This window comes from Burkholderia sp. COPS, assembly GCF_019425585.1.
GTDB classification, from domain to species: domain Bacteria; phylum Pseudomonadota; class Gammaproteobacteria; order Burkholderiales; family Burkholderiaceae; genus Burkholderia; species Burkholderia cepacia.
Genome location: NZ_WIXR01000049.1, coordinates 1 through 22,001, shown reverse-complemented (window position 1 = coordinate 22,001; position 22,001 = coordinate 1). Strand labels below are relative to the sequence as shown.

The 22,001-nt window shown below is 67.2% G+C and carries 19 protein-coding genes; 12 read left to right on the top strand and 7 right to left on the bottom strand.

The window, feature by feature from the left end; translation table 11 throughout:
• Window positions 1-7: 7 nt before the first annotated feature.
• Window positions 8-1,387: an MFS transporter gene (locus FOZ70_RS31550; protein WP_219707511.1), complete on the bottom strand. Its 1,380-nt coding sequence runs from the start codon at window positions 1,385-1,387 to the stop codon at window positions 8-10.
• A 245-nt stretch (window positions 1,388-1,632) separates the two neighbouring features.
• On the opposite strand from FOZ70_RS31550, the gene FOZ70_RS31545 reads away from it, so the two are divergent.
• Window positions 1,633-3,210, top strand: coding sequence for an aldehyde dehydrogenase (NADP(+)) (locus FOZ70_RS31545; RefSeq protein ID WP_219707510.1), 1,578 nt, complete (start codon window positions 1,633-1,635; stop codon window positions 3,208-3,210).
• A 337-nt stretch (window positions 3,211-3,547) separates the two neighbouring features.
• Window positions 3,548-4,099, top strand: coding sequence for a hypothetical protein (locus FOZ70_RS31540; RefSeq protein WP_021159300.1), 552 nt, complete (start codon window positions 3,548-3,550; stop codon window positions 4,097-4,099).
• Window positions 4,100-4,282: 183 nt separating this feature from the next.
• Here the strand turns inward: FOZ70_RS31540 and kdgD are convergent, their stop codons facing one another.
• Complete coding sequence (gene kdgD, locus FOZ70_RS31535) at window positions 4,283-5,197, bottom strand: 5-dehydro-4-deoxyglucarate dehydratase (RefSeq protein ID WP_048023382.1); 915 nt, start codon at window positions 5,195-5,197, stop codon at window positions 4,283-4,285.
• Window positions 5,198-5,425: 228 nt separating this feature from the next.
• On the opposite strand from kdgD, the gene garD reads away from it, so the two are divergent.
• The gene (garD, locus tag FOZ70_RS31530; protein ID WP_021159302.1) at window positions 5,426-6,979 is read left to right on the top strand and encodes a galactarate dehydratase; all 1,554 of its coding nucleotides are present in this window, start codon (window positions 5,426-5,428) and stop codon (window positions 6,977-6,979) included.
• A 66-nt stretch (window positions 6,980-7,045) separates the two neighbouring features.
• On the opposite strand, the gene FOZ70_RS31525 is transcribed toward garD, so the two are convergent.
• Complete coding sequence (locus tag FOZ70_RS31525) at window positions 7,046-7,528, bottom strand: Lrp/AsnC family transcriptional regulator (protein ID WP_042974910.1); 483 nt, start codon at window positions 7,526-7,528, stop codon at window positions 7,046-7,048.
• A gap of 126 nt (window positions 7,529-7,654) precedes the next feature.
• Here FOZ70_RS31525 and FOZ70_RS31520 point away from each other — a divergent pair, with 126 nt between their 5' ends.
• The 5 genes from FOZ70_RS31520 to FOZ70_RS31500 all read left to right on the top strand — a co-directional run bounded on the left by FOZ70_RS31520 (window position 7,655) and on the right by FOZ70_RS31500 (window position 12,031).
• Entirely contained in the window at window positions 7,655-8,815 is a 1,161-nt protein-coding gene (locus FOZ70_RS31520) for a branched-chain amino acid ABC transporter substrate-binding protein (protein ID WP_258025783.1), read from the top strand.
• Window positions 8,812-10,326, top strand: coding sequence for an aminotransferase class IV (locus FOZ70_RS31515; protein ID WP_219707509.1), 1,515 nt, complete (start codon window positions 8,812-8,814; stop codon window positions 10,324-10,326). The genes FOZ70_RS31520 and FOZ70_RS31515 overlap by 4 nt, the downstream gene beginning before the upstream one ends.
• 138 nt (window positions 10,327-10,464) lie before the next feature.
• Entirely contained in the window at window positions 10,465-10,866 is a 402-nt protein-coding gene (locus FOZ70_RS31510; RefSeq protein WP_048023376.1) for a nuclear transport factor 2 family protein, read from the top strand.
• 79 nt (window positions 10,867-10,945) lie between these two features.
• A complete protein-coding gene (locus FOZ70_RS31505) occupies window positions 10,946-11,401 on the top strand; it encodes an RbsD/FucU family protein (protein ID WP_021159305.1) in 456 nt (151 codons plus the stop codon).
• A 192-nt stretch (window positions 11,402-11,593) separates the two neighbouring features.
• On the top strand, window positions 11,594-12,031 hold the full coding sequence (locus FOZ70_RS31500; RefSeq protein WP_021159306.1) for a DoxX family protein: 438 nt from the start codon (window positions 11,594-11,596) through the stop codon (window positions 12,029-12,031).
• 107 nt (window positions 12,032-12,138) lie between these two features.
• Here FOZ70_RS31500 and FOZ70_RS31495 read toward each other — a convergent pair whose 3' ends face one another.
• Window positions 12,139-13,449 carry an MFS transporter gene (locus FOZ70_RS31495; protein WP_060224768.1) on the bottom strand — a complete coding sequence of 437 codons (1,311 nt, stop codon included), beginning with the start codon at window positions 13,447-13,449 and terminating at the stop codon, window positions 12,139-12,141.
• A 322-nt stretch (window positions 13,450-13,771) separates the two neighbouring features.
• Window positions 13,772-14,908 (bottom strand): branched-chain amino acid ABC transporter substrate-binding protein, encoded by a 1,137-nt coding sequence (locus FOZ70_RS31490; RefSeq protein ID WP_021159308.1) that lies wholly within the window; start codon window positions 14,906-14,908, stop codon window positions 13,772-13,774.
• A gap of 697 nt (window positions 14,909-15,605) precedes the next feature.
• On the opposite strand from FOZ70_RS31490, the gene FOZ70_RS31485 reads away from it, so the two are divergent.
• Window positions 15,606-16,400 (top strand): AraC family transcriptional regulator, encoded by a 795-nt coding sequence (locus FOZ70_RS31485; protein WP_021159310.1) that lies wholly within the window; start codon window positions 15,606-15,608, stop codon window positions 16,398-16,400.
• 101 nt (window positions 16,401-16,501) lie between these two features.
• Here FOZ70_RS31485 and FOZ70_RS31480 read toward each other — a convergent pair whose 3' ends face one another.
• Window positions 16,502-16,765 carry a hypothetical protein gene (locus FOZ70_RS31480; protein ID WP_021159311.1) on the bottom strand — a complete coding sequence of 88 codons (264 nt, stop codon included), beginning with the start codon at window positions 16,763-16,765 and terminating at the stop codon, window positions 16,502-16,504.
• A 288-nt stretch (window positions 16,766-17,053) separates the two neighbouring features.
• Window positions 17,054-18,946, bottom strand: coding sequence for a sugar phosphate isomerase/epimerase and 4-hydroxyphenylpyruvate domain-containing protein (locus tag FOZ70_RS31475; RefSeq protein ID WP_021159312.1), 1,893 nt, complete (start codon window positions 18,944-18,946; stop codon window positions 17,054-17,056).
• 257 nt (window positions 18,947-19,203) lie between these two features.
• Between FOZ70_RS31475 and aroQ the strand changes: the two genes are divergently transcribed.
• From aroQ to FOZ70_RS31460, 3 genes are read left to right on the top strand one after another with little or no spacing between them, the layout of a single operon-like run.
• Window positions 19,204-19,659, top strand: a complete 456-nt coding sequence (gene aroQ, locus FOZ70_RS31470; RefSeq protein WP_021159313.1) for a type II 3-dehydroquinate dehydratase — start codon at window positions 19,204-19,206, stop codon at window positions 19,657-19,659.
• On the top strand, window positions 19,656-20,510 hold the full coding sequence (locus tag FOZ70_RS31465; protein ID WP_048020812.1) for a shikimate dehydrogenase: 855 nt from the start codon (window positions 19,656-19,658) through the stop codon (window positions 20,508-20,510). The genes aroQ and FOZ70_RS31465 overlap by 4 nt, the downstream gene beginning before the upstream one ends.
• Before the next feature lie 42 nt (window positions 20,511-20,552).
• The gene (locus FOZ70_RS31460) at window positions 20,553-21,893 is read left to right on the top strand and encodes an MFS transporter (RefSeq protein WP_219707508.1); all 1,341 of its coding nucleotides are present in this window, start codon (window positions 20,553-20,555) and stop codon (window positions 21,891-21,893) included.
• Window positions 21,894-22,001: the final 108 nt, after the last annotated feature.

Here is a 22,001-nt window from a genome sequence, read left to right as displayed (position 1 = left end):
CCGAATCTCACGCGTCGCGATGCCGCAGCTCGACGCGCCGGATGTCCTTCACGATCACGAGATAGCTGAACACCGTGACGAGCGCGTTCAGCCCGACGAACACGAGTGCGCCGTTGAACGAGCCGCTCGCGCCGACGAGATAGCCGATCGCGATCGGCGCGACGATGCCGGCCGTGTTGCCGAACATGTTGAACAGGCTGCCCGACAGGCCGATCGCTTCCTTCGGCGCGGTATCCGCGACGACGGCCCAGCCGAGCGAGCCGATGCCCTTGCCGAAGAACGACACGGCCATCAGCACGATCACGAGCGCTTCGCTGTCGACGTAGTTGCAGCCGATGATGACCATCGACAGCGCCATCCCGCCGACGATCGGGATCTTGCGCGCGAGCGTGAGCGACACGCCGCGGCGGATCAGCCCGTCGGACAGCATCCCGCCGAGCACCCCGCCGAGGAACCCGCAGATCGCGGGCAGCGACGTCATGAAGCCGGCCTTCAGCAGCGACATCCCGCGTGCCTGCACGAGGTAGATCGGGAACCATGTGAGGAAGAAATAGGTGAGCACGTTCACGCAGTACTGGCCGAGATACACGCCGATCAGCATCCGGTTCGACAGCAGCTGGCGCACGTAGTACCAGCCCGCCACGCGGCGGCCTTCCGAACGCAGGCCGTCGGTGCCGCGCACGGTCGTGCGCACGAGGCCGCCGCCCTGCTCGATGTGCTCGAGTTCCGCGCGGTTCACGGCCGGATGGTCGGCCGGATCCTTCACGACCCGCAGCCACAGGAACGCGAGCGCGATGCCCACGAGGCCGAGCCACAGATACACCTGGTGCCAGCCGTACGCATGCGTGAGCCACGCCATCAGCGGCGAGAACACCACGGCCGCGAAGTATTGCGCGGCGTTGAAGATCGCGGACGCCGTGCCGCGCTCGGCGGTCGGGAACCAGCTCGCGACGACTTTCGCGTTCGCGGGAAAGGCGGGTGCCTCGGCGATGCCGACCGCGAAGCGCATCGCGAACAGCGCGGCCACCGCGAACGCGGCGCTGCCGCCGAGCCCGATCGTGCCCTGCAGCAGCGTGAACGCCGACCACAGGAAGATGCTGGCCGCATACACGCGGCGCGCGCCGAAGCGGTCGAGCAGCCAGCCGCTCGGCAGTTGCGCGAGCACGTAGGCCCAGCTGAACGCCGAGAAGATGTAGCCCATCGTCACCGGGTCGATGCCGAACGCCTTGCGGATCGGCGTGCCGGTGATCGACAGCGTCGCGCGATCCGCATAGTTGAGCGTCGTGACGACGAACAGCATCGCCAGGATCCAGTAGCGCACGGCGGTCCGTCGCGCGGTGCGCGCGAGGTCGAGCGGAAGATCGCGAGGGGTGGTCTGATTAGGCACTTTAATGTACGTCGTCGTATGACATGGTGCGTAGCTTATGTGGGTTGGCCGACCCCGGAAACCTCGGGTTTTCCCGTTGGGTACAACGCGAAACGCCCACAATTTGGGCATGAACCGAATCAATAAGGGATTCGCGCATTGTGTGGCAAGATCGACGACCCGCGTGAATCGCAAAATCATGTCGGCAGACATCGTATCTGTTGGGCTACAATGAGCCCATCATTCCCGAACCACGGAGCACACCCATGCAACTGACAGGAGAGATGCTGATCGGCGCCGAAGCGGTCGCCGGCTCGGCCGGTACCTTGCGCGCGTTCGACCCGTCGAAGGGCGCGCCGATCGACGCGCCGGCGTTCGGCGTCGCGGCGGCGGCCGACATCGAGCGTGCATGTGAACTCGCGCGCGACGCGTTCGACGCGTACCGCGCACAGCCGCTCGCGGCCCGCGCGGCATTTCTCGACGCGATCGCGGATGAAATCGTCGCGCTCGGCGACGCGCTGATCGAGCGCGCGCACGCTGAAACGGGCCTGCCCGTCGCGCGGCTGCAGGGCGAGCGCGGCCGCACCGTCGGCCAGCTCCGGTTGTTCGCGCGTGTCGTGCGCGACGGTCGTTTCCTCGCCGCGTCGATCGATCCCGCGCAGCCCGCCCGCACGCCGCTGCCGCGCTCAGACCTGCGGCTGCAGAAAGTCGGGCTCGGGCCCGTCGTCGTGTTCGGTGCGAGCAATTTCCCGCTCGCGTTCTCGGTGGCCGGCGGCGATACGGCGTCGGCGCTCGCGGCCGGCTGCCCGGTGATCGTGAAGGCGCATGAGGCGCACCTCGGCACGTCCGAACTGGTCGGCCGCGCGATTCGCGCCGCCGTCGCGAAAACCGGGATGCCGGCCGGTGTGTTCTCGCTGCTGATCGGCCCCGGCCGTGTGATCGGCGCGGCGCTCGTCGGCCATCCGGCGGTCCAGGCCGTCGGCTTCACGGGGTCGCGACAGGGCGGCATGGCGCTCGTGCAGATCGCGAATGCCCGCCCGCAGCCGATTCCCGTCTACGCGGAAATGAGCAGCATCAACCCCGTCGTGCTGTTCCCGGCGGCGCTCGCCGCGCGCGGCGACGCGATCGCGACGAGCTTCGTCGATTCGCTGACGCTCGGCGTCGGCCAGTTCTGTACCAACCCGGGCCTCGTGCTCGCGATCGACGGCCCCGATCTCGACCGCTTCGAAGCCGTCGCCGCGCAGGCGCTCGCGAAGAAGCCGGCCGGCGTGATGCTCACGCCCGGGATCGCCGATGCGTATCGCCATGGCCGCGGCAAGCTGGCCGAACTGCCGGGCGTGCGCGAAATCGGCGCGGGCGAGGCCGCGCAGACCGACTGTCAGGCCGGCGGCGCGTTGTACGAAGTCGGCGCGCAGGCGTTCCTGGCCGAGCCGGCGTTCAGCCACGAAGTGTTCGGGCCGGCGTCGCTGATCGTGCGCTGCCGCGATCTCGACGAAGTCGCGCGCGTGCTCGACGCGCTCGAGGGCCAGCTCACGGCCACGCTGCAGATGGACGCCGACGACAAGCCGCTGGCCCGCCGGCTGCTGCCGATCCTCGAACGCAAGGCCGGGCGCCTGCTCGTGAACGGTTACCCGACCGGCGTCGAGGTGTGTGACGCGATGGTGCACGGCGGCCCGTTCCCCGCGACGTCGAACCCGTCCGTCACGTCGGTCGGCGCGACGGCGATCGAGCGTTTCCTGCGCCCGGTGTGCTACCAGGATTTCCCGGACGATCTGCTACCCGAGGGGTTGCAGGAGCAGAACCCGCTCGCGATTCCGCGGCTGCGGGACGGGAAGGCGGAGTGACGGGCGGCGACGATTGAGCGTGTGATTTCCGGCGGCCGGTGCGTCGGGGTCGGTGCCGTCACGCGGAAACCAAAAGGCGGATGTGGCCGGTGGGCCGCTTCCGCCTTTTTTGCATGACGGGTGTCGGTGCAGACGGGTTTGTTCGAAGTGTCGACAAGAATCATGTCGGGGCAGCATGGGGGGGCGGCGGTCGGAGCAGCGGCCTCGGGGTACGTGACTGCCGTGGATCTTGCCGTCTTCCCCGTCCCCCGGTTTTCTCCTACAGTAGCGAAGCCTCGGGCCAGCCGGCCCGCAGGCAAGCCTGAGAGACCGACAAAAGACAACGAGGGAACCCCCGATGAACATCAACAAGCGTGGCGATCACCTGTTCGCGGCCGGATTGTGGAAAGCGATCGGCGACGTCGCGAAATCCGTGCGCACCCAGGTCGGCCAGTACAGCGAAGGGCGCGTGCTCGCGAATGCGTTGCTGGAATTCCAGCGCGACCTGGGCGGCAGCGAATTCGACGTGACGATCAACCAGGGGCGCGTCGTCACGGGCGCCGACGCGCATTCGCTCGTGTTCGGGCAAGCCGTGCGCCGTTTCCGGCAGGACATGGAAGCACTGGTGTTCGCGCTCCAGTACCGGCGCGGCATCGACGAGCGCGATCCGGGCCTGCGCACCGAAGCACTGCTGCAGGCGAACAGCCAGCTCGCGACCGCGAAGCAGTCGGCGACGATCACGGTCGGCCGGTTCTTCGATGCGGTCGTCGACCGCGACGTGCTCGGGCAGATCCTCGACGGCGAATCGAACGCACGCGCGCGGGCGGGCACGCAGGGGCAGATCGAGGCGACGCGGGTCAGGCTCGCGAACGTGCGCCACCGGATCGTCGGAATCATCGCGCAGATGTGACGCGGCCGGACGGCCTGCAAGGCGGGGTGGCGTCACGCAAAGCGCCGCGCCGGAGGCGGCACCCGTCGCGGCGGATGCGTGCGGGGTTACTGCTGCGAACGGTCGCGATACCGTCGAACCGGCGCGCGACGCGACAACCGGCCTGCGCGGTGCCGATCAACGCACCGCGCAGGCCGTACCCGCTTACTGCGGGCCCATCTTCTTGATCAGCACGTCGAGTTCGGCCGCTTCGGCCTCGGTGAGGTCGACGAGCGGCGCCCGCACGGGGCCTGCGTCGTGGCCGACGAGCTTCGCGCCCGCCTTCACGATGCTGACCGCATAACCCGCGCGGCGGTTGCGGATCTTCAGGTACGGCAGGAAGAACGTGTCGATCAGGCGGCCGACCGTTGCGTGGTCGTCCTTCGCGATCGCTTCGTAGAACTCCATCGCCGTCTTCGGGATGAAGTTGAACACGGCCGACGAATACACCGGCACGCCGAGCGCCTTGTACGCGGCGGCATAGACTTCGGCCGTCGGCAGGCCGCCGAGATACGCGAAGCGGTCGCCGAGGCGGCGGCGGATCGTCACCATGCTTTCGATTTCGCCGACGCCGTCCTTGAAGCCGATCAGGTTCGGGCAACGATCGGCGAGGCGCTCGAGCATGTCGGCGTTCAGCTTCGAATTCGCACGGTTGTACACCACGACGCCGATCTTCAGGGCGCGGCACACCTGCTCGACGTGCTCGGCGATCCCTTCCTGGCTGGCTTCGGTCAGGTAATGCGGCATCAGCAGCACGCCGCTCGCGCCGAGGCGCTCGGCCTCCTGCGCATATTCAATCGCGACGCGCGTCGCGCCGCCCGCGCCGGCGAGGATCGGCACCTTGCCCTTGCAGGTTTCCGTTGCGACGCGGATCACGTCCGAATACTCGCGCTGCGTGAGCGAGAAGAATTCACCGGTGCCGCCGGCCGCGAACAGCGCGCTCGCACCGTACGGCGCGAGCCATTCCAGGCGCTCGGCATAGGTGGACGGGCGGAAGCTGCCGTCGGCGTCGAAGTCCGTCAGCGGAAAGGACAGCAGGCCGTGGGAGATGATCTGTTTGAGTTCTTGCGGTGAAGTCATGGTCGGGTCGTCCGTCTAGCGCGAGTGCTGGTTCGTCGGGAACGGCATACGAGCCAAATTGGCGATGTCGTTGTATGTCATCGTACAACGAGGGAAAGGACCACGCAAGCGATTTGCTGGTGGGTAAATGATAGGGTCTTTCCGGATAAGGGTTTACGCAGCATCGCCGGCCAGAGTCGAATGTCGTATGATGACTAACAATATGGCCGACAGCCTCCAGGAATTCCGATGACTGCTTCCCCGCTCTACATCCGCGTGCATCCGGACGACAACGTCGCGATCGTCGTCAACGACGGCGGCCTGCCCGAGGGCGCGACGTTCGCCGACGGGTTGACACTGCGCGAAGGCGTGCCGCAGGGGCACAAGGTCGCGCTGGTCGATCTCGCGGCCGGCGACCCGATCGTCCGCTACAACGTGGTGATCGGTTATGCGCTGGCCGAGCTGCGACGCGGCAGCTGGGTCAACGAGCGCACGATGCGCATGCCCGAGCCGCCGGGGCTGGACAACCTGCCGCTCGCGACGCGCGCCGCGCCGCCGCTGCCGCCGCTCGAAGGCTATACGTTCGAGGGCTTCCGCAATGCCGACGGCTCGGTCGGCACGCGCAACATCCTCGCAATCACGACGACCGTGCAGTGCGTGTCGGGCGTCGTCGAGCATGCGGTGCGGCGGATCAAGGCCGAGCTGCTGCCGCGCTACCCGAACGTCGACGACGTGGTCGGGCTCGAGCACACCTACGGCTGCGGCGTCGCGATCGACGCGCCCGACGCCGATATCCCGATCCGCACGCTGCGCAACATCAGCCTGAATCCGAACTTCGGCGGCGAGGTGATGACCGTGAGCCTCGGCTGCGAGAAGCTTCAGCCGGAGCGCCTGCTGCCGCCCGGCGCGATTCCGGTGGCGGCCGATGGTGCCGGCGACAACGGCGGTGTCGTGTGCCTGCAGGACGCCGCGCACGTCGGCTTCAACTCGATGATCGACTCGATCATGACGATGGCCGAATCGCATCTCGAGCGGCTGAACCGCCGCCGCCGCGAGACGTGCCCCGCGTCGGATCTCGTCGTCGGCGTGCAATGCGGCGGCAGCGATGCGTTCTCGGGGCTCACCGCGAATCCGGCCGTCGGCTTCGCGGCCGACCTGCTGGTGCGCGCGGGCGCGACGATCATGTTCTCCGAGGTGACGGAAGTGCGTGACGGTGTCGCGCAGCTCACGTCGCGTGCGGCGAACGAGGACGTTGCACGCGAGATCATTCGCGAGATGGACTGGTACGACCGTTACCTGCAGCGCGGCCGCGTCGACCGCAGTGCGAACACGACGCCCGGCAACAAGAAGGGCGGCCTGTCGAACATCGTCGAGAAGGCGATGGGCTCGATCGTGAAGTCGGGCAGCGCGCCGATCGCCGGTGTCGTGCGTCCCGGCGATCGCGCGAAGCAGAAGGGGCTGCTTTATGCCGCGACGCCCGCGAGCGACTTCATCTGCGGCACGCTGCAGCTCGCGGCCGGGATGAACCTGCACATTTTCACGACCGGCCGCGGCACGCCGTACGGCCTCGCACAGGTGCCGGTGATCAAGGTCGCGACGCGCAGCGATCTCGCGCGCCGCTGGCACGACCTGATGGATCTCGACGCGGGGCGGATCGCGACCGGCGCGGCGACGATCGAGGACACCGGCTGGGAACTGTTCCGGCTGATGCTCGACGTCGCGAGCGGCAAGCGTCGCACGTGGGCGGAGCAGTGGAAGCTCGCGAATGCGCTGACGCTGTTCAATCCGGCGCCGGTGACCTGACGCGCGCGGCCGATGCCGCCGGACGATGCGGGCGCCCGACGGCGCCCGTTTTCATTGCGGCGATCGTTATGCGATGTCGATCGGCAGCGACAGCCCGACCTTGACGCGCGACATCACGACCATCGTTTCGAAGTGGCGAATGTTGTGGTGCTGCCGGAATACGCGCGTGGAAAACTCCTCGTAGTGGTCGATGTCGCGCATCGCGATCATCAGCACGAAATCGGCGCGCCCCGTCACCACATAACACTGCATGACTTCCGGCAGCGACTTCAGGAACCGCTTGAATTCGTCGAGCAGGTCGACCCGTTCGCGCTCGACCTGCACGAGGACGAGCATCGTCAACGGGAGGCCGACCTTGGTCGGATCGACGACGGAAACGTCCTGCTGGATATAGCGCTCGTCGCGCAGCCGCTTCACGCGGCGCAGGCATGCGGGCGGGCTCAGGCCGATCTCGGCGGCGAGCGCCTGGTTGGTGATCTGGTTGTCGTGCTGGAGGCGGGCGAGAATTCGCAGGTCGAAGTCGTCGAGCGGTGTGGCGGCGGAATTCATCGGATTTCCTTCGGAGAGAAAAAACGAAACAAACTCGCGAATGATGCCGCCCGATGTTTATCGGATTTCGCGACGGCTGCCGATAATCGTAGCACCCGTCAACAATGAAGCCGCGAGGAAAACATCATGCGTTTCCGACATCTGCTGCTGGCACCGCTCGTGCTGCTGGTGCCGCTTGTGTCGCTTGTGTCCCTTGTGCCGGCCGTTCCCGCGTTCGGCGCGGATACGGTCGTCGTGGGTTTTGCCGGCGCGCTCACGGGTGCGCAGGCGCATTTCGGCGAGGACAGCGCGCGCGGCATTCGGCTCGCGATCGACGAAATCAACGCGGCGCACCCAAACGTCGCCGGGCATCCGGTCACGTTCGCGCTCGACGCGCAAGACGACCAGGCCGACCCGAAGGTCGCGACGACGGTCGCGCAGCGCTTCGTCGATACGCACGTCAGCGCCGTGATCGGCCACCAGAATTCGGGGACGTCGATCGCCGTCGCGCGGCTCTACGCGATGGCGAACATCGCGGAGCTGACGCCGTCGGCCACCAACCCGGCGTTCACGCGTCTCGGCTATCGCACCACGTTCCGGATGCTCGCGAACGACGACTTCCTCGGGCAGGCGGTCGCCCGCTATGCGGTCGAGCAGTTGCACGCGCGCCGCATCGGTGTCGTCGACGATCGCACGGCCTACGGGCAGGGCATCGCGGACGTGTTCGCCGGCGGGCTCGGGAACACGGGTGCCGCCGTGGTCGCACGCGAATACACGACCGACAAGGCGTTCGACTTCGGCGCGCCGCTGACGCTGATCAAGGGCCGTGCGCCCGACGCGATCTTCTTCGGCGGCATGGACACGCAGGGCGGGCCGATGCTCAAGCAGATGAAGAAGCTGCGGATCGCCGTGCCGCTGCTGGGTGGCGACGGTCTGTGCACGCACGAGATCCTGAAACTGGCCGGCGATGCGCTCGACGGCAACCTCGTGTGCGCAGACGGTGGCCGAAGCCTCGCGAAGATGCCGGGCGGCCCCGCGTTCGCGGCGCGCTTCACGCAGAAGTACGGCGCCCCCGTGCAGCTCTACGCACCGTATGCCTATGACGCGATGATGGCCGTCTACCACGCGGTGATGCTCGCGCAGTCCGCCGATCCGGCGAAGATCGTCGACGCGCTGCATCGCGTCGACTTCCAGGGTGTGACCGGCCGGATCGCGTTCGACGCGAACGGCGAGTTGCGCAATCCGGCGGCAACGATTTCGACGTTCAAGGGAGGCAACAAGGTGACTTTGTCGGAGGTGTTGAAATGAATACGCGGATTCTTCCGGTGGGCACAGCATCGCTGCGCGACGTCGCGCGGCCGGTCGGCGACGTTACCGATCCCGCCGTGCGCGAAGCCGCCGGCGCACTGCGCGCCGCGCTGCGCGCGTTTCGCGACGAACACGGTTTCGGCCGCGCGGTCGCCGCGCCGCAGATCGGCGTCGGGCAACGGATGATCGCGCTCGCGCTGGACGGCTGGCCCGACGTGATCGTGAACCCCGAAATCGTGTGGCACAGCGACGCGCGGATGACGCTGTGGGACGACTGCATGTGCTTTCCCGACCTGTTCGTGCGTGTCGAGCGCCACGCGTCGGTGAGCGTGCAGTACACGACGCTCGACGGCGAGCTGCATCGGCGCGACGCGCTGTCGCCCGATGTGTCGGAGCTGATGCAGCACGAGATCGACCATCTCGACGGCAAGCTGTCGTTCGATCGCGCGGCGGGGCCGAATGCGGTCGTGCATCGCAGTGTGTTCGACGCCGATCGCGCGTCGTTTGTCGCGCAGGTCGACTACGCGCCGCACGCGCCCGACGTGAAACGTTCGGCGCCGGAGAGCATTCGGTCCGGCGAAGCATCCGCGTATCCGCCGGGCGCCGCGTACATGAACGGCCGCTTCGTTCCGATCGCCGACGCGCGCGTGTCGGTGCTCGACTGGGGTTTCCTGCATTCCGACGTCACGTACGACACCGTGCACGTGTGGAACGGCCGCTTCTTCCGCCTCGACCGGCACATCGCGCGGTTCAGGCGCTCGCTGGCGCGGCTGCGGCTGGACGTGCCGCTGGGCGACGACGCGCTGCGCGACATCCTCGTCGAATGCGTGCGCCGCTCGGGCCTGCGCAACGCATACGTCGAAATGCTGTGCACGCGCGGCGTATCGCCCACCTTCAGCCGCGACCCGCGCGACGCGGTGAACCAGTTCATCGCGTTCGCGGTGCCGTACGGCTCGGTCGCGAACGAGCGGCAGTTGCGCGAGGGCCTGCACCTGCATCTGGTCGACGACGTGCGGCGGATTCCGCCCGAATCGGTCGATCCGCAGATCAAGAACTACCACTGGCTCGACCTCGTCGCCGGGCTGCTGAAGGGGTATGACGCGGGTGCGGAGTCGGTCGTGCTGAAGTGCACGGACGGCAGCATCGCCGAAGGGCCCGGGTTCAACGTCTTCATCGTGCGCGACGGCCGGCTTCGGACGCCCGAGCGCGGCGTGCTGCACGGCATCACGCGGCAGACCGTGTTCGAGCTGGCGGCGTCGATGGGCATCGACGCGCAGGCTGGCCGTGTCGACGATGCGCAACTGCGCGAAGCGGACGAGGTGTTCATCACGTCGACAGCCGGCGGGATCATGCCCGTCACGCGGCTGAACGGCGCACCGATCGGCGACGGCCGGCCGGGCCCGATGACGCGCCGGCTGTTCGACGCGTACTGGGCGAAGCACGAGGATCCGGCGTGGAGCCTGGCGGTCGACTACGCGGCCAACTGCGCAGCCAACTCCGCGGCCGGCTGATCGCGGCGGCGCGGGCGCGATTTCCTTACCTCGCACGTAATCGACCGCCCGCGCGAGGCCGGCGACGATGACGGCACGCGAATACGAAACACGCAACGTTCGCGACCTCGTCCCCTCATCGACACAAGGAGCCTCGCCATGAGCACCGCCCAATCCGCCTCGTCCGCCTCGTCCATTCACGCCGACCTGATCGACCGCTACTTCGACGCATGGAACGAACCCGACGTCGCGCGCCGCCGCGCGCTGATCGATGCGACCTACGCGAGCGACGCGGCCTATCGCGATCCGCTGATGGCCGGCGACGGCCACGCAGGCATCGACGCGATGATCGCGGCCGTGCAGGCACGCTTCCCCGCGTTCCGCTTTCGCCGCACGACCGACGTCGACGCGTTCGGCCAGCACCTGCGGTTCTCGTGGGCGCTCGTGTCGCCCGACGGCGCGGCGATCGTGAAGGGTTCGGACTTCGGCACGGTCGATGCGTCGGGCCGCCTCGCGACGGTCACCGGTTTCATCGACGAGATGCCGGCCGCGGCGTCGTGACGTGAGCGATGCATGCGCAACGGCCGCCGGGATCGGGTAACGTTATGCGATTCGTTCCTGATCCTGGAGACTAGCCGACATGCTGAAGAATCTCGACCCGCTGCTGCACGCCGACATCCTGCACACGCTGCGTGCGATGGGGCACGGTGATGAAATCGCGATCTGCGATGCGAATTTCCCGGCGGAATCCGTCGCGGAGCACACGGTGGTCGGCCGCGCGTTGCGCATCGACGGCGCCGATTCGGCGCGCGTCGTGCGCGCGGTGCTGTCCGTGCTGCCGCTCGACACGTTCGTCGACACGCCCGCATGGCGGATGGAAGTCGTCGGCGACGCAGCCGCGGTGCCGCCCGTGCAGCGCGAAGTGCAGGCCGAGATCGACCGCGCGGAAGGGCGCGCGGTGCCGCTCGCGGGCATCGACCGTTTCGCGTTCTACGAGCGCGCGCAGCAGGCCTACGCGGTGATCGTCACCGGCGAGTTGCGCGGCTATGGCTGCTTCATCTTCAAGAAAGGGGTGTTGTTGAGCGACGCGGGCTAAACGCGTTTTTCAGTGCGTCGAGCCGCCGGCGCGGCCGCCGCAGTGTAAAGATTTGCTACAACCTTTTTCTTGGACACGGCGAAAAGACCCTCTATGCTGGCCCATTTGCCGCGCCCCCTTCCGGGGCGCGCGGCGTCGAACCGCCCGGGCGCGCCCGGGGCAAGCGGCCGAATTGCATACGAGGAGAGAGGCATGACGCGTACCGTCGATTCCGGCGTCATTTTTTTCGCACGCCTGGCGCTGGCGGCGTTGTTCTTGTGGGGCGGCATCATGAAGCTGCTCGGCTACAGCGATTTCATCGCGTATCTGCACGGGATGAACGTGCCCTATCAACAGGTCGTCGCGCCGATCGTCGTCGCGATCGAGGGGCTGGGCGGCCTGCTGCTGATCGTCGGCTACAAGGTACGGCCGCTCGCGTTGCTGATGGCGGTGTACACGATCGCGACCGCGATGGTCGGGCACAATTTCTGGGACGCGACGAGCGCCGCCGTCCAGCACGACATGGTGATTCACTTCTGGAAGAACGTCGCGATCGCCGGCGGGTTCCTGCTGCTGTTCGTCACCGGCGCCGGCGGCGCGAGCATCGACGCGCTGCGCCGGCCGAGTTCGTCGTACGGCGTGCTGCGTTGAACCGGGCTGACTCGCGCCGCCAGGCCGAGTCATAACAAAAGGGCCGAATCCCGCACGCCGCGGGATTCGGCCCTTCGTTCATCTGGCCGGCGCGTGCGCGCCGACGTTCAGCGTGCGTCCTTCACGTCCTTCGCATCCTTCGAGAACTGCACGGCGATCGCGCCGAGCACGCAGATCGCCGCGACGTACACGACCGGCGCGAGCGGATTCGATTTCATCATCAGCGACACGATCACCGGCGTGAGGCCGCCGAAGATCGCATACGCGACGTTGTACGAGAACGAGATGCCCGAGAAGCGCACGACGGCCGGGAAGCTCTTGACCATCACGAACGGCACCGCGCCGATCGTGCCGACCATGAAGCCCGCGATCCCGTAGTAGAGCGGTAGCGTCGACGCATCGGCCGCGACCTGCGCGAACAGCAGGTAGTAGCACGCGGCCAGCCCGATGCCGCCGATGCCGAGCACGCGCTTCGCGCCGATCCAGCCCGCGAGCGAACCGGCGGTGATGCAGCCGGCGGTCAGGCACAGCGTCGCGACGCTGTTCGCGAACAGTGTCGTCGCGGGCGTCAGGTGGAACTGCTTCTGCAGCAGCGCGGGCGTCATCAGGATCACGACGACGATCGCGGCCGACAGCATCCACGTGAGCAGCATTGACACGATCACCGCGCGGCCGTGGTCGCGCAGCACGGCCTTCAGCGGAATCTCGGCCGCGAGCGCCTTCTTCGCCTTCATCTCGGCGAACACCGGCGTTTCATGCAGCCAGCGGCGCAGGTACACGGAGAACAGGCCGAACACGCCGCCGAGCAGGAACGGGATGCGCCATGCGAACGCACCGACTTCGGCGGTCGAGTAGCGGCTGTTGATGCCGGCGGCGACGAGCGAGCCGAGCAGGATGCCGGCCGTCAGGCCCGCGGTCAGCGTGCCGCATGCATAGCCGATATGACGCGACGGCACGTGCTCGGACACGAACACCCACGCGCCCGGCACCTCGCCGCCGACCGCCGCGCCCTGCAGCACGCGGAACAGCAGCAGCAACACCGGCGCGAGGATGCCGATCGTGTCGTAGGTCGGCAGCAGGCCCATCAGCAGCGTCGGCACGGACATCATCAGCACGCTCAGCGTGAACATCCGCTTGCGGCCGAACAGGTCGCCGAAGTGCGCCATGATCACGCCGCCGAGCGGGCGCGCGAGATAGCCGGCCGCGAAGATGCCGAACGTCTGCAACTGGCGCAGCCAGTCGGGAATGTCGTGCGGGAAGAACAGTTGCCCAATCGCCGGCGCGAAGAACACGAAGATGATGAAGTCGTAGAACTCAAGGGCGCCGCCGAGTGCGGCAAGGCCAAGGGTCTTGTAGTCGCTGCGCGTGAGCGCGCGTTCGGCGGCGCGAGGCACGCCGCTCAATTCGGAAGCTTGCATGGTCAGGACGATCGGTTTTCGAATGTTGTTGTCGGTGCTGCGTCTCCAGGGCCCGCTATCGGCATGGACTGACAAGGCGCGGCTTGCATCGTCGAAGCGTGTCGTGTGCCGGGTGAGGCGCGCAACACGCGCCGCCGCACCGGGATGGGGCACGGCAGGGACGAAGCGTCAAAGCGGGTGGGAGGATTCTACAGGAGCGCGAAATGCGCGCGCGGGTATGCGACGGGGAAGGCTTCGGCGCGCGGCCGGGGCCGGGACAAAAGCGCGCGCGGCGCGGGCGGCCGGTGAGCCGCTGACGCGCCGCGCGGGGCCGGGTTGCGTATCAGTTGCCGGCGATCGTATCGACCGGCTTGAACGTGCCGCGCTCGACCTTGTAGATCGTCACCGGCGCATCCTTCAGGTCGCCCTTCGCGTCGTACGCGATGCTCGGGGCCGACACGCCCTTGACCGACACCTTGCCGAGATACGGCGTGTACACCTTCGGGTCGGTCGAGTTCGCGTCCTTCATCGCGGTGAGCAGCGCGATCGTGCCGTCATACGAGTACGGCGAGTAGGTGATCACGTCTTCGTTGAAGCGCGCCTTGTAGCGTGCCGCGTAACCGGCGAAGCCCGGCATCTTCTCCTTCGGCAGCCCGCCCATGTAGACGATCGCGCCTTCGGCCGCGTCGCCGCCGACCTTCAGGAACGTCGGCGAGCGCGACATCTCGCCCGTCACGAACGCCGACTTCATCCCGAGCTGGCGCATCTTGCGGATCATCGGCGACGATTGCGCGTCGCCGCCGCCGTAGAAGATCGCGTCCGGGTTCATTCCCTTGAGGTTGGTCAGGATCGCTGAGAAATCGAGCGCCTTGTCGTTCGTGAAGTCGCGCTTGATGATCGTGCCGCCCGCCGCCTCGACGGCTTTTGCGAATTCGTCGGCGATGCCCTGGCCGTAGGCCGTGCGGTCGTCGATGATCGCGATGCGCTTGAAGCGCAGCGTCTTCACCGCGTACGTGCCGACGATGCGGCCCGCTTGCGCGTCGCTCGTCAGCAGCCGGTAGGTCGTCTTGTAGCCGCGCGCGGTGTATTGCGGCGACGTGGCCATCGAGATCTGCGGCAACCCCGCGCGATCGTACAGGTCGGACGCGGGAATGCTCGTGCCCGAGTTGAAGTGCCCGATGATCCCGCGGACGTTGTCGTCGATCAGCCGCTGAGCGACGGTCGTGCCCGTGCGCGGGTCGGCCTGGTCGTCCTGCGAATCGAGCTGGAACGTGACGGGCTTGCCGCCGATCGTCGGACGCGTCGCGTTGAAATCGGCGATCGCGAGCTGCACGCCCTTCTGCATGTCCGTGCCGTAGTTCGACTGCGGGCCGGTCAGCGGTGCGGCGAAACCGATCTTGACGACGTCGGCGGCAATGGCGTGCGCGCCCGACAGTGCGCAGGCAGCGGCCAGCGCGACGTGCGATACCTTCAGCTTCACTTTCACTTCCCCTTGATGGCGTGGTTGGGCCGCCGCCGGCTGGCGGGCCGGCACCGGTAAACCGGGCGAGACGGTTCGGTCGGCAGGCCGATGCGAGGGCCGTGCGTGCGTGCCGCGTGCTGCCCGGGCTGTGCCGGAATCGGCGTGTGTGGTGGCCGATGCCGCAGGCCCTGCACGCCGGTCGCTGCCGCGGCGGAAGGTCGTCTCGTGACCGTGAAGCGAAGTCTAGACAGCGAAAATGCGTGCGTCTTGCGCGTTCGGTGCGCGGCCGGCGACGATATCGGCATATCGTCGATAACCCTGATATATGCCGAAATCGTCACGACGAATGCGCAAACGCGCCAAGACGCTGTACGGTTGCATTTTTATGCTGGCGGATGCGGATGCGGATGCGGATGCGGATGCGGATGCGGATGCGGATGCGCGGTGCCGGTGCTCCGGCAAGCCCGTGCGCTCATGGCATGTTGGCGCCGGTGCATGCATGGCTGCGGCGTTGGCATAAGCGGATTCCCGGCCGGCCGTCGCATGCGCGGCGCAGTGGTTGTGCACGCAACGTATGTGGCGTGTCGAAGCCGGTCGGCCGACCGCGCGACGTGGCGGCTGCCGCCAACTTGCCCGCCCTTGCGATCGGCGCGACGCGATCGGAGGGGCGCTTCTATAATCGACGCCATCTGCCACTCGCCTTGCGGTTGCCCGGATGACGACCTTGCCAGCCGTACCGCCCATGAGCCTGTCCGATACGTTGCGCCACCAGCCAGACAACGCCGATCTCGGCGCGATGCTCGCGCACTTCCGCCTGCTCGAACCGGTATTCGATGCGCTGCCGGACGTCGCATTCTTCGTGAAGGACGCGAACGGCCGCTACGCGCTCGTCAACCGCACGCTGGCGATGCGCTGCGGCTACAAGGACAAGCGTGACCTGCTCGGCAAGACGGCCGACGAAGTGTTTCCGCGCCGCTTCGGCCGCAGCTATTTCGAGCAGGACATGGCGACGATCAACGCGGGCCAGCAGCTGATGGACCAGCTCGAGCTGCACCTGTATCCGGGCCGCCAGCCGGGCTGGTGCCTGACCTGCAAGGAGCCGCTGCGCGATGCCGCAGGCAGGGTGGTCGGCCTCGCGGGCATCTCGCGCGACCTGAAGGCGCACGAGGGATCGCACCCGGCGTACAGCCGGCTCGCCGACGTGGTCCAGCACATCCAGGATCACTACGTACAGCCGCTGAACCTGAAACAGCTTGCGCAGATGGCCGGGATGTCGGTCGCGCAGCTCGAACGCTACTTCCACAAGGTGTTCCACCTGACGCCGCGCCAGGTGCTGCTGAAGACGCGGCTGGATGCGGCCACCGCGCTGCTCGTCACGCACGACAAGGTGACCGACGTCGCGGCGCTATGCGGCTATACGGATCACAGCGCGTTCACGCGCCAGTTCAAGGCGACGGTCGGCGTGACGCCGACGGAATACCGGTTGATGCTGCAGGAGCGGGCAGGGTGACGCGACGCGCCGAAAGGGCCGGCGAGTCGCAGGGATCGGGGCGATGCGGGAAAAGGGGGAGAAGGGAAGCGGTGAAGCGGTGAAGCGGTGAAAACCGCGGCTCAGCGGTAGCCGAGCCCTTTCAGGACGGCGGTGCCGTTTTCGGTCAGCCGGAAGCTGGGGGCCGTATCGGCGTCGAGCTTGACCATCTCGACGAGGCCGGCTTCCTGCAGCGCAGGCAGTTCGGGTTTGGCGTTCGCGCCGATCGGTGCGTGCAGCAGCACGAGCAGCGTCGCGATTTCATGATGACTGAGCAGGCGGCGCAGCATCGTCTTCTTTGCAGGGGGCGCGGCCGGGCGGCCCGCGGGTGCTTCTACGGCGCTCATCGCTTTCCTCCTTTTCGAGATAACTATCGGGTACTGGTTGCGGATGGTGCCGTCGAAGACTTAAGCGATTCTTAAAACCGTGGCCGAGGACCGGATGCTGCGCTGCGGTACAGGTTACCGGATGTAACGTCAGACGGCGCGGGGTTGCCGGCCCGATCGCGGCAAGCCGCGCGGGCGGGTGCGCTGCCGCGCGATTCACCACGATGGTGCGTGCGGGATGCGGCCCTTTGAGCCAACCGCGGGGCGCGAATGTGATTCGGCCCCGAAATTCAGGTTCGTCTCTTTCTCTTATTTCCTGTGCTGTGCCTGCGCGGCCAGGCGCACGGCCGCGTTTGCCGCCCCGTAGCCGTCGTATCCGCCGCGCCGCTCGACGATCTCGAGCGAGAAGCGGTTGTCGACCAGTTCTGTATACGCGTGCAGGAATTCGCCGCCGTGCTCGTCGCGGTCGTACAGCAGGTGATGCGTGCTCAGCGTGTCGATCAACTCGTCCGGCAGCGCGTAGCGTGCGGCGAGATCGTCGTAGTAGTTCGGCGGAATGCGCAGGAACGGAATGCCGTCGGCCGCGAACGCGGCGATCGTCTTCACGATGTCGTCCGTGCGGAACGCGACGTGGTTCAGCCCCGTGCCGTGATAGCGGTCGAGCGATTCGGCGACCGCCGTGTGCCGGTCGACCGACGCGTTCAGCGCGATCCGCACCGAGCCGTCGGCGCTGCGCACCGCGCGGCTGCGCATCAGCCCGTACGGGTCGGGCACGAGCCAGCTGCGCTCGGCCTCGAAGCCGAAGGCCGTCTTGAAGAACAGGATCCACGTATCGAGCGCGTCGGCCGGCAGCGCCAGGCACACGTGATCGATGCCCGTCAGCGGGCCGACCTCGCTCGGGCCGTCGATGTCGGTCAGCACGAAGTCCGACTCATACAGCGTCGGCGCGTTCGGCGCTTCGTCGACGAAATACTCGAGGCTGCCGTCCGGCGCCTGCACGCTCGGCAGCACGCGTTCGTTCGGTCCGACGCGGCCGGAGAACGGCGCATAGCCGAAACCGGCCGCGCGTTCGAATGCCACTTTCGCGTCGTCGACGCGGAATGCCGAAGCACACAGCGACAGCCCGTGCTGCTGGAAGAACGCATCGGCGAACGAGTCGCGTTCCGCATTCAGCACGATCGACGCGGCGCCGTGCTGGAACAGCGTCACGTCCTTCGACCGATGCCGGCCCGCGAGCCGGAAGCGCATCCGGCCGAGCCATTCGCCGACGGTTGCCGCGGCCTGTGCGTCGACCGCGAATTCGATGAACTGGAACCCGACGTGCGCGGGCGGCGCCGGCGGCGCGAACAGCGGCTGGCTGGCGGCCGGCGCGCGGCCGTCCCGCGCGAGCCGCTCGCGTGTCAGTTCTTCCAGGTAGAGCAGCGAGCGATGGCCGTCGGCGGCCGTGATCGCGGTCGGCGCCGCGCGGAAGCCGTCGTTGAAGATCTCGAGCGACAGCGGCCCCGTGTAGCCCGATTCGATCACGCGCGCGGTGAAGCGCGCGAGGTCGAAGTCGCCCTGGCCCGGGAACGAGCGGAAATGGCGGCTCCATTCGAGTACGTCCATCGCGAGCTTCGGCGCATCGGCGATCTGCACGAACGCGATCCGGTCGCCGGGGATGTCGGCGATCGCGTCCGGAGAATCGTCGAGTGACAGCGTATGGAAGCTGTCGAGCGCAAGGCCGAGGTGCGGGCTGTTCACGGCATTCACGAGTTGCCACGCATGGCCGTACCGCTTCACGACTCGGCCCCACGCGAGCGCTTCGTACGCGGCGACCACGCCGGCTTGCCGCGCGGCTTCCGCGAGCGCGCCGAGCTGGTCGACGAGCAGCCCGTCGTCGGCGATCGTGTCGGCCGAAACGTTGCTGCACACCAGGATGCGGTCGGTGCCGAGCGCGTGCATCACGTCGAACTTGCGCTTGATGCGGTCGAGGTTGCGGGCGAGCTGGGCTGCGCTCACGCCCTCGAAGTCACGAAATGGCTGGAACAGCACGATGTCGAGGCCGAGATCGGCGGCCATGCGCCGGACGTCGGCCGGCGATCCGTCGAAGTAGACGAGGTCGTTTTCGAAGATTTCGACGCCGTCGAAGCCGGCGGCCTTGATGGCGGCGAGCTTCCCGGCGAGCGTGCCGGACAGTGACACGGTGGCGATCGAGCGCTGCATGGGCGAATCCTGCGGATGAGCGGGGCACGGCGCCGGTCGAATCGACCCTGAATGAACCAGTCGTTGAATTAACGACGAACGCCATATCCCGAATTTACTGGGTAAGTGATGCGTATTGTACAAACTAACTAGGTGGTACAAATTAGCGAAAACCCGAAAAGACATTGCGCTTTCGCAAGCGCACACTAGCGCCAAATCTTGACGTCAGGGGGCGAAGTCGGCTAGCGATGCGCCCCCGTTTTAGGAGCAGAAACACCATGAGCAAGCCCAAGGTGCTGGTGCTGAACGGCCCGAACCTGAATCTGCTGGGGACGCGCGAGCCCCACATCTACGGCGCGGAAACGCTCGCCGACGTCGAGCAGCGCTGCCGAACGGCCGCTGAAGCGCTCGGGCTGGAAATCGACTTCCGCCAGTCGAACGCCGAGCACCAGTTGATCGACTGGCTGCACGCCGCGCGTCACGATACGCACGGCATCGTGATCAACCCGGCTGCCTATACGCATACGTCGGTGGCGCTGGCCGACGCGCTTTCCGCGATCGCGAAACCGGTGATCGAAGTTCATATCTCGAACGTGCATCGCCGCGAGGCGTTCCGCCACCATTCCTATGTGTCGGCGGTTGCCGAAGCCGTGATCTGCGGCTGCGGCACCGAAGGCTACGTGTTCGCGCTGCAGCGTCTGGCGACGCTGTTCGCGCAGGGAGCCGCGCGATGAGCCGCCCGTCGTTTCTGATCGGCCTGATCGGCCAGGGCATCGGCGGGTCGCTGTCGCCGGCGATGCACGAGGAAGAAGGTTTCCGCCAGGGGTTCGGCTATGTCTACCGGCGGATCGACCTCGACGTGCTCGGCGTGACCGTCGACGCACTGCCGCAACTGCTCGATGCCGCGCAGCGGATGGGCTACAACGGCCTGAACATCACGCACCCGTGCAAGCAGCGCGTGATCGAGCACCTCGACGCGCTGTCGGACGATGCGCGTGCGCTCGGCGCGGTGAACACCGTGTTGTTCAAGGACGGCAAGCGGATCGGCCACAACACCGACTGGTCGGGCTTCGCGAAATCGTTCCGCCGCGGGTTGCCCGACGCGTCGCTCGAACGCGTCGTCCAGCTCGGCGCGGGCGGCGCGGGCGCGGCCGTGGCGCACGCCGCGCTGCAGATGGGCGCGGCCGAACTGACGATTTTCGATGTCGACGGCACGCGCGCCGCCGATCTCGCGGCTGAGCTGCAGCAACGCTTCCCTGCGGCACGCGTTGTACAGGGCGGCGATCTCGCGGACGCGATGCGCGCCGCGACGGGCCTGATCCACGCGACGCCGACAGGCATGGCCAAGCATCCGGGCCTGCCGCTGCCGGCCGAGCTGCTCCGCGCGGGCATGTGGGTGGCCGACATCGTGTATTTCCCGCTCGAAACCGAACTGGTCCGCGCCGCGCGCGCGGCCGGCTGCGCGACGCTGCCGGGAGGCGGGATGGCCGTGTACCAGGCCGTCGATGCGTTCGAGATCTTCACCGGACGAACGCCGGACGACGAACGGATGTTCGAACACTTTCAGTCGCTGGTCGCACGCTGACCCATCTACCGACTAGCTGAAAAAAGAGATCAGGAGACAACCATGCAGCACACCACCCACTCGAATGCCGCGTCCGCGGCGGCCGGCACGGTCCGGCGCACCTCGGCGCGCTACAAGATTCTCGCGCTGCTCGCGATCGGCACGATGATCAACTATCTCGACCGCACCGTGCTGGGGGTGGCTGCACCGCAGCTCACCAAGGAGCTCGGCATCAATGCGGCCGTGATGGGCATCATGTTCTCCGCGTTTTCGTGGACGTACGTCGCGATGCAGGTGCCCGGCGGCCTGTTCCTCGACCGCTTCGGCAGCAAGATCACCTATTACTGGTCGATGACGCTGTGGTCGCTGTGCACGTTCCTGCAGGGCTTCGTGCCGGGCATCGCGACGCTGTTCGCATGCCGGCTCGGGCTCGGCGTGACGGAGGCGCCGTGCTTCCCGACCAACAGCCGGGTCGTCGCGACGTGGTTCCCGCAGAACGAGCGCGCGATGGCGACCGGTACGTATACGGTCGGCGAGTACATCGGCCTCGCGTTCTTCAGCCCGGTGCTGTTCGCGCTGATGGGCGCGTTCGGCTGGCGCTCGCTGTTCTGGGTCGTCGGCGCGATCGGCATCGCGTTCGGCCTGGTCTGGTGGAAGTTCTATCATGAGCCGCGCAACCATCCGGGCGCCAACTCGGAGGAGCTTGCGTATATCGAGGCGGGCGGCGGTCTCGTGCACGGTGCACGCAAGGACGGCGACAAAGGCGCCAAGGGCGCGCAGAAGAAGTTCAACTGGGCGATGGCCGGCAAGCTGCTGAAGAAGCGTCAGCTCGCGGGCATCTGCCTCGGCCAGTTCGCCGGCAACTCGACGCTGGTGTTCTTCTTGACCTGGTTCCCGACCTACCTCGCCACCGAGCGCCACATGGGCTGGCTGAAGATCGGCTTCTTCGCGGTGATGCCCTTCATTGCCGCATCGGTCGGCGTGATGTTCGGCGGGATCTTCTCCGACTGGCTGCTGCGTCGCGGTAAGTCCGCGAACCTCGCGCGCAAGCTGCCGATCATCGCGGGCCTGCTGCTCGCGTCGACGATCATTCTCGCGAACTACGTGCAGAGCAACGAGGCCGTGATCGCGATCATGTCGGTCGCGTTCTTCGCGCAAGGGATGGCCGCACTCGGCTGGACCCTCGTGTCGGACATCGCGCCGGACGGCCTGCTCGGCGTGACGGGCGGCATCTTCAACTTCGCGGCGAACCTCGCCGGCATCATCACGCCGCTCGTGGTCGGCTTCATCGTCGCGTCGACCGGCTCGTTCGTCGGCGCGCTCGTGTTCATCGGCGTGATCGCGCTGATCGGTGCGCTGTCTTACATCTTCGTCGTCGGCGACATCAAGCGGATCGAGCTGTAAGCATCGCCTCCACGCGCATCCTGTGCGTTCGCCCGGCGGCCGGTTGGCCGCCGGGCTTAATAGGATGGTCAGCCCGATCCTCACTCTGTGGACTACGCTGAGTGAGGA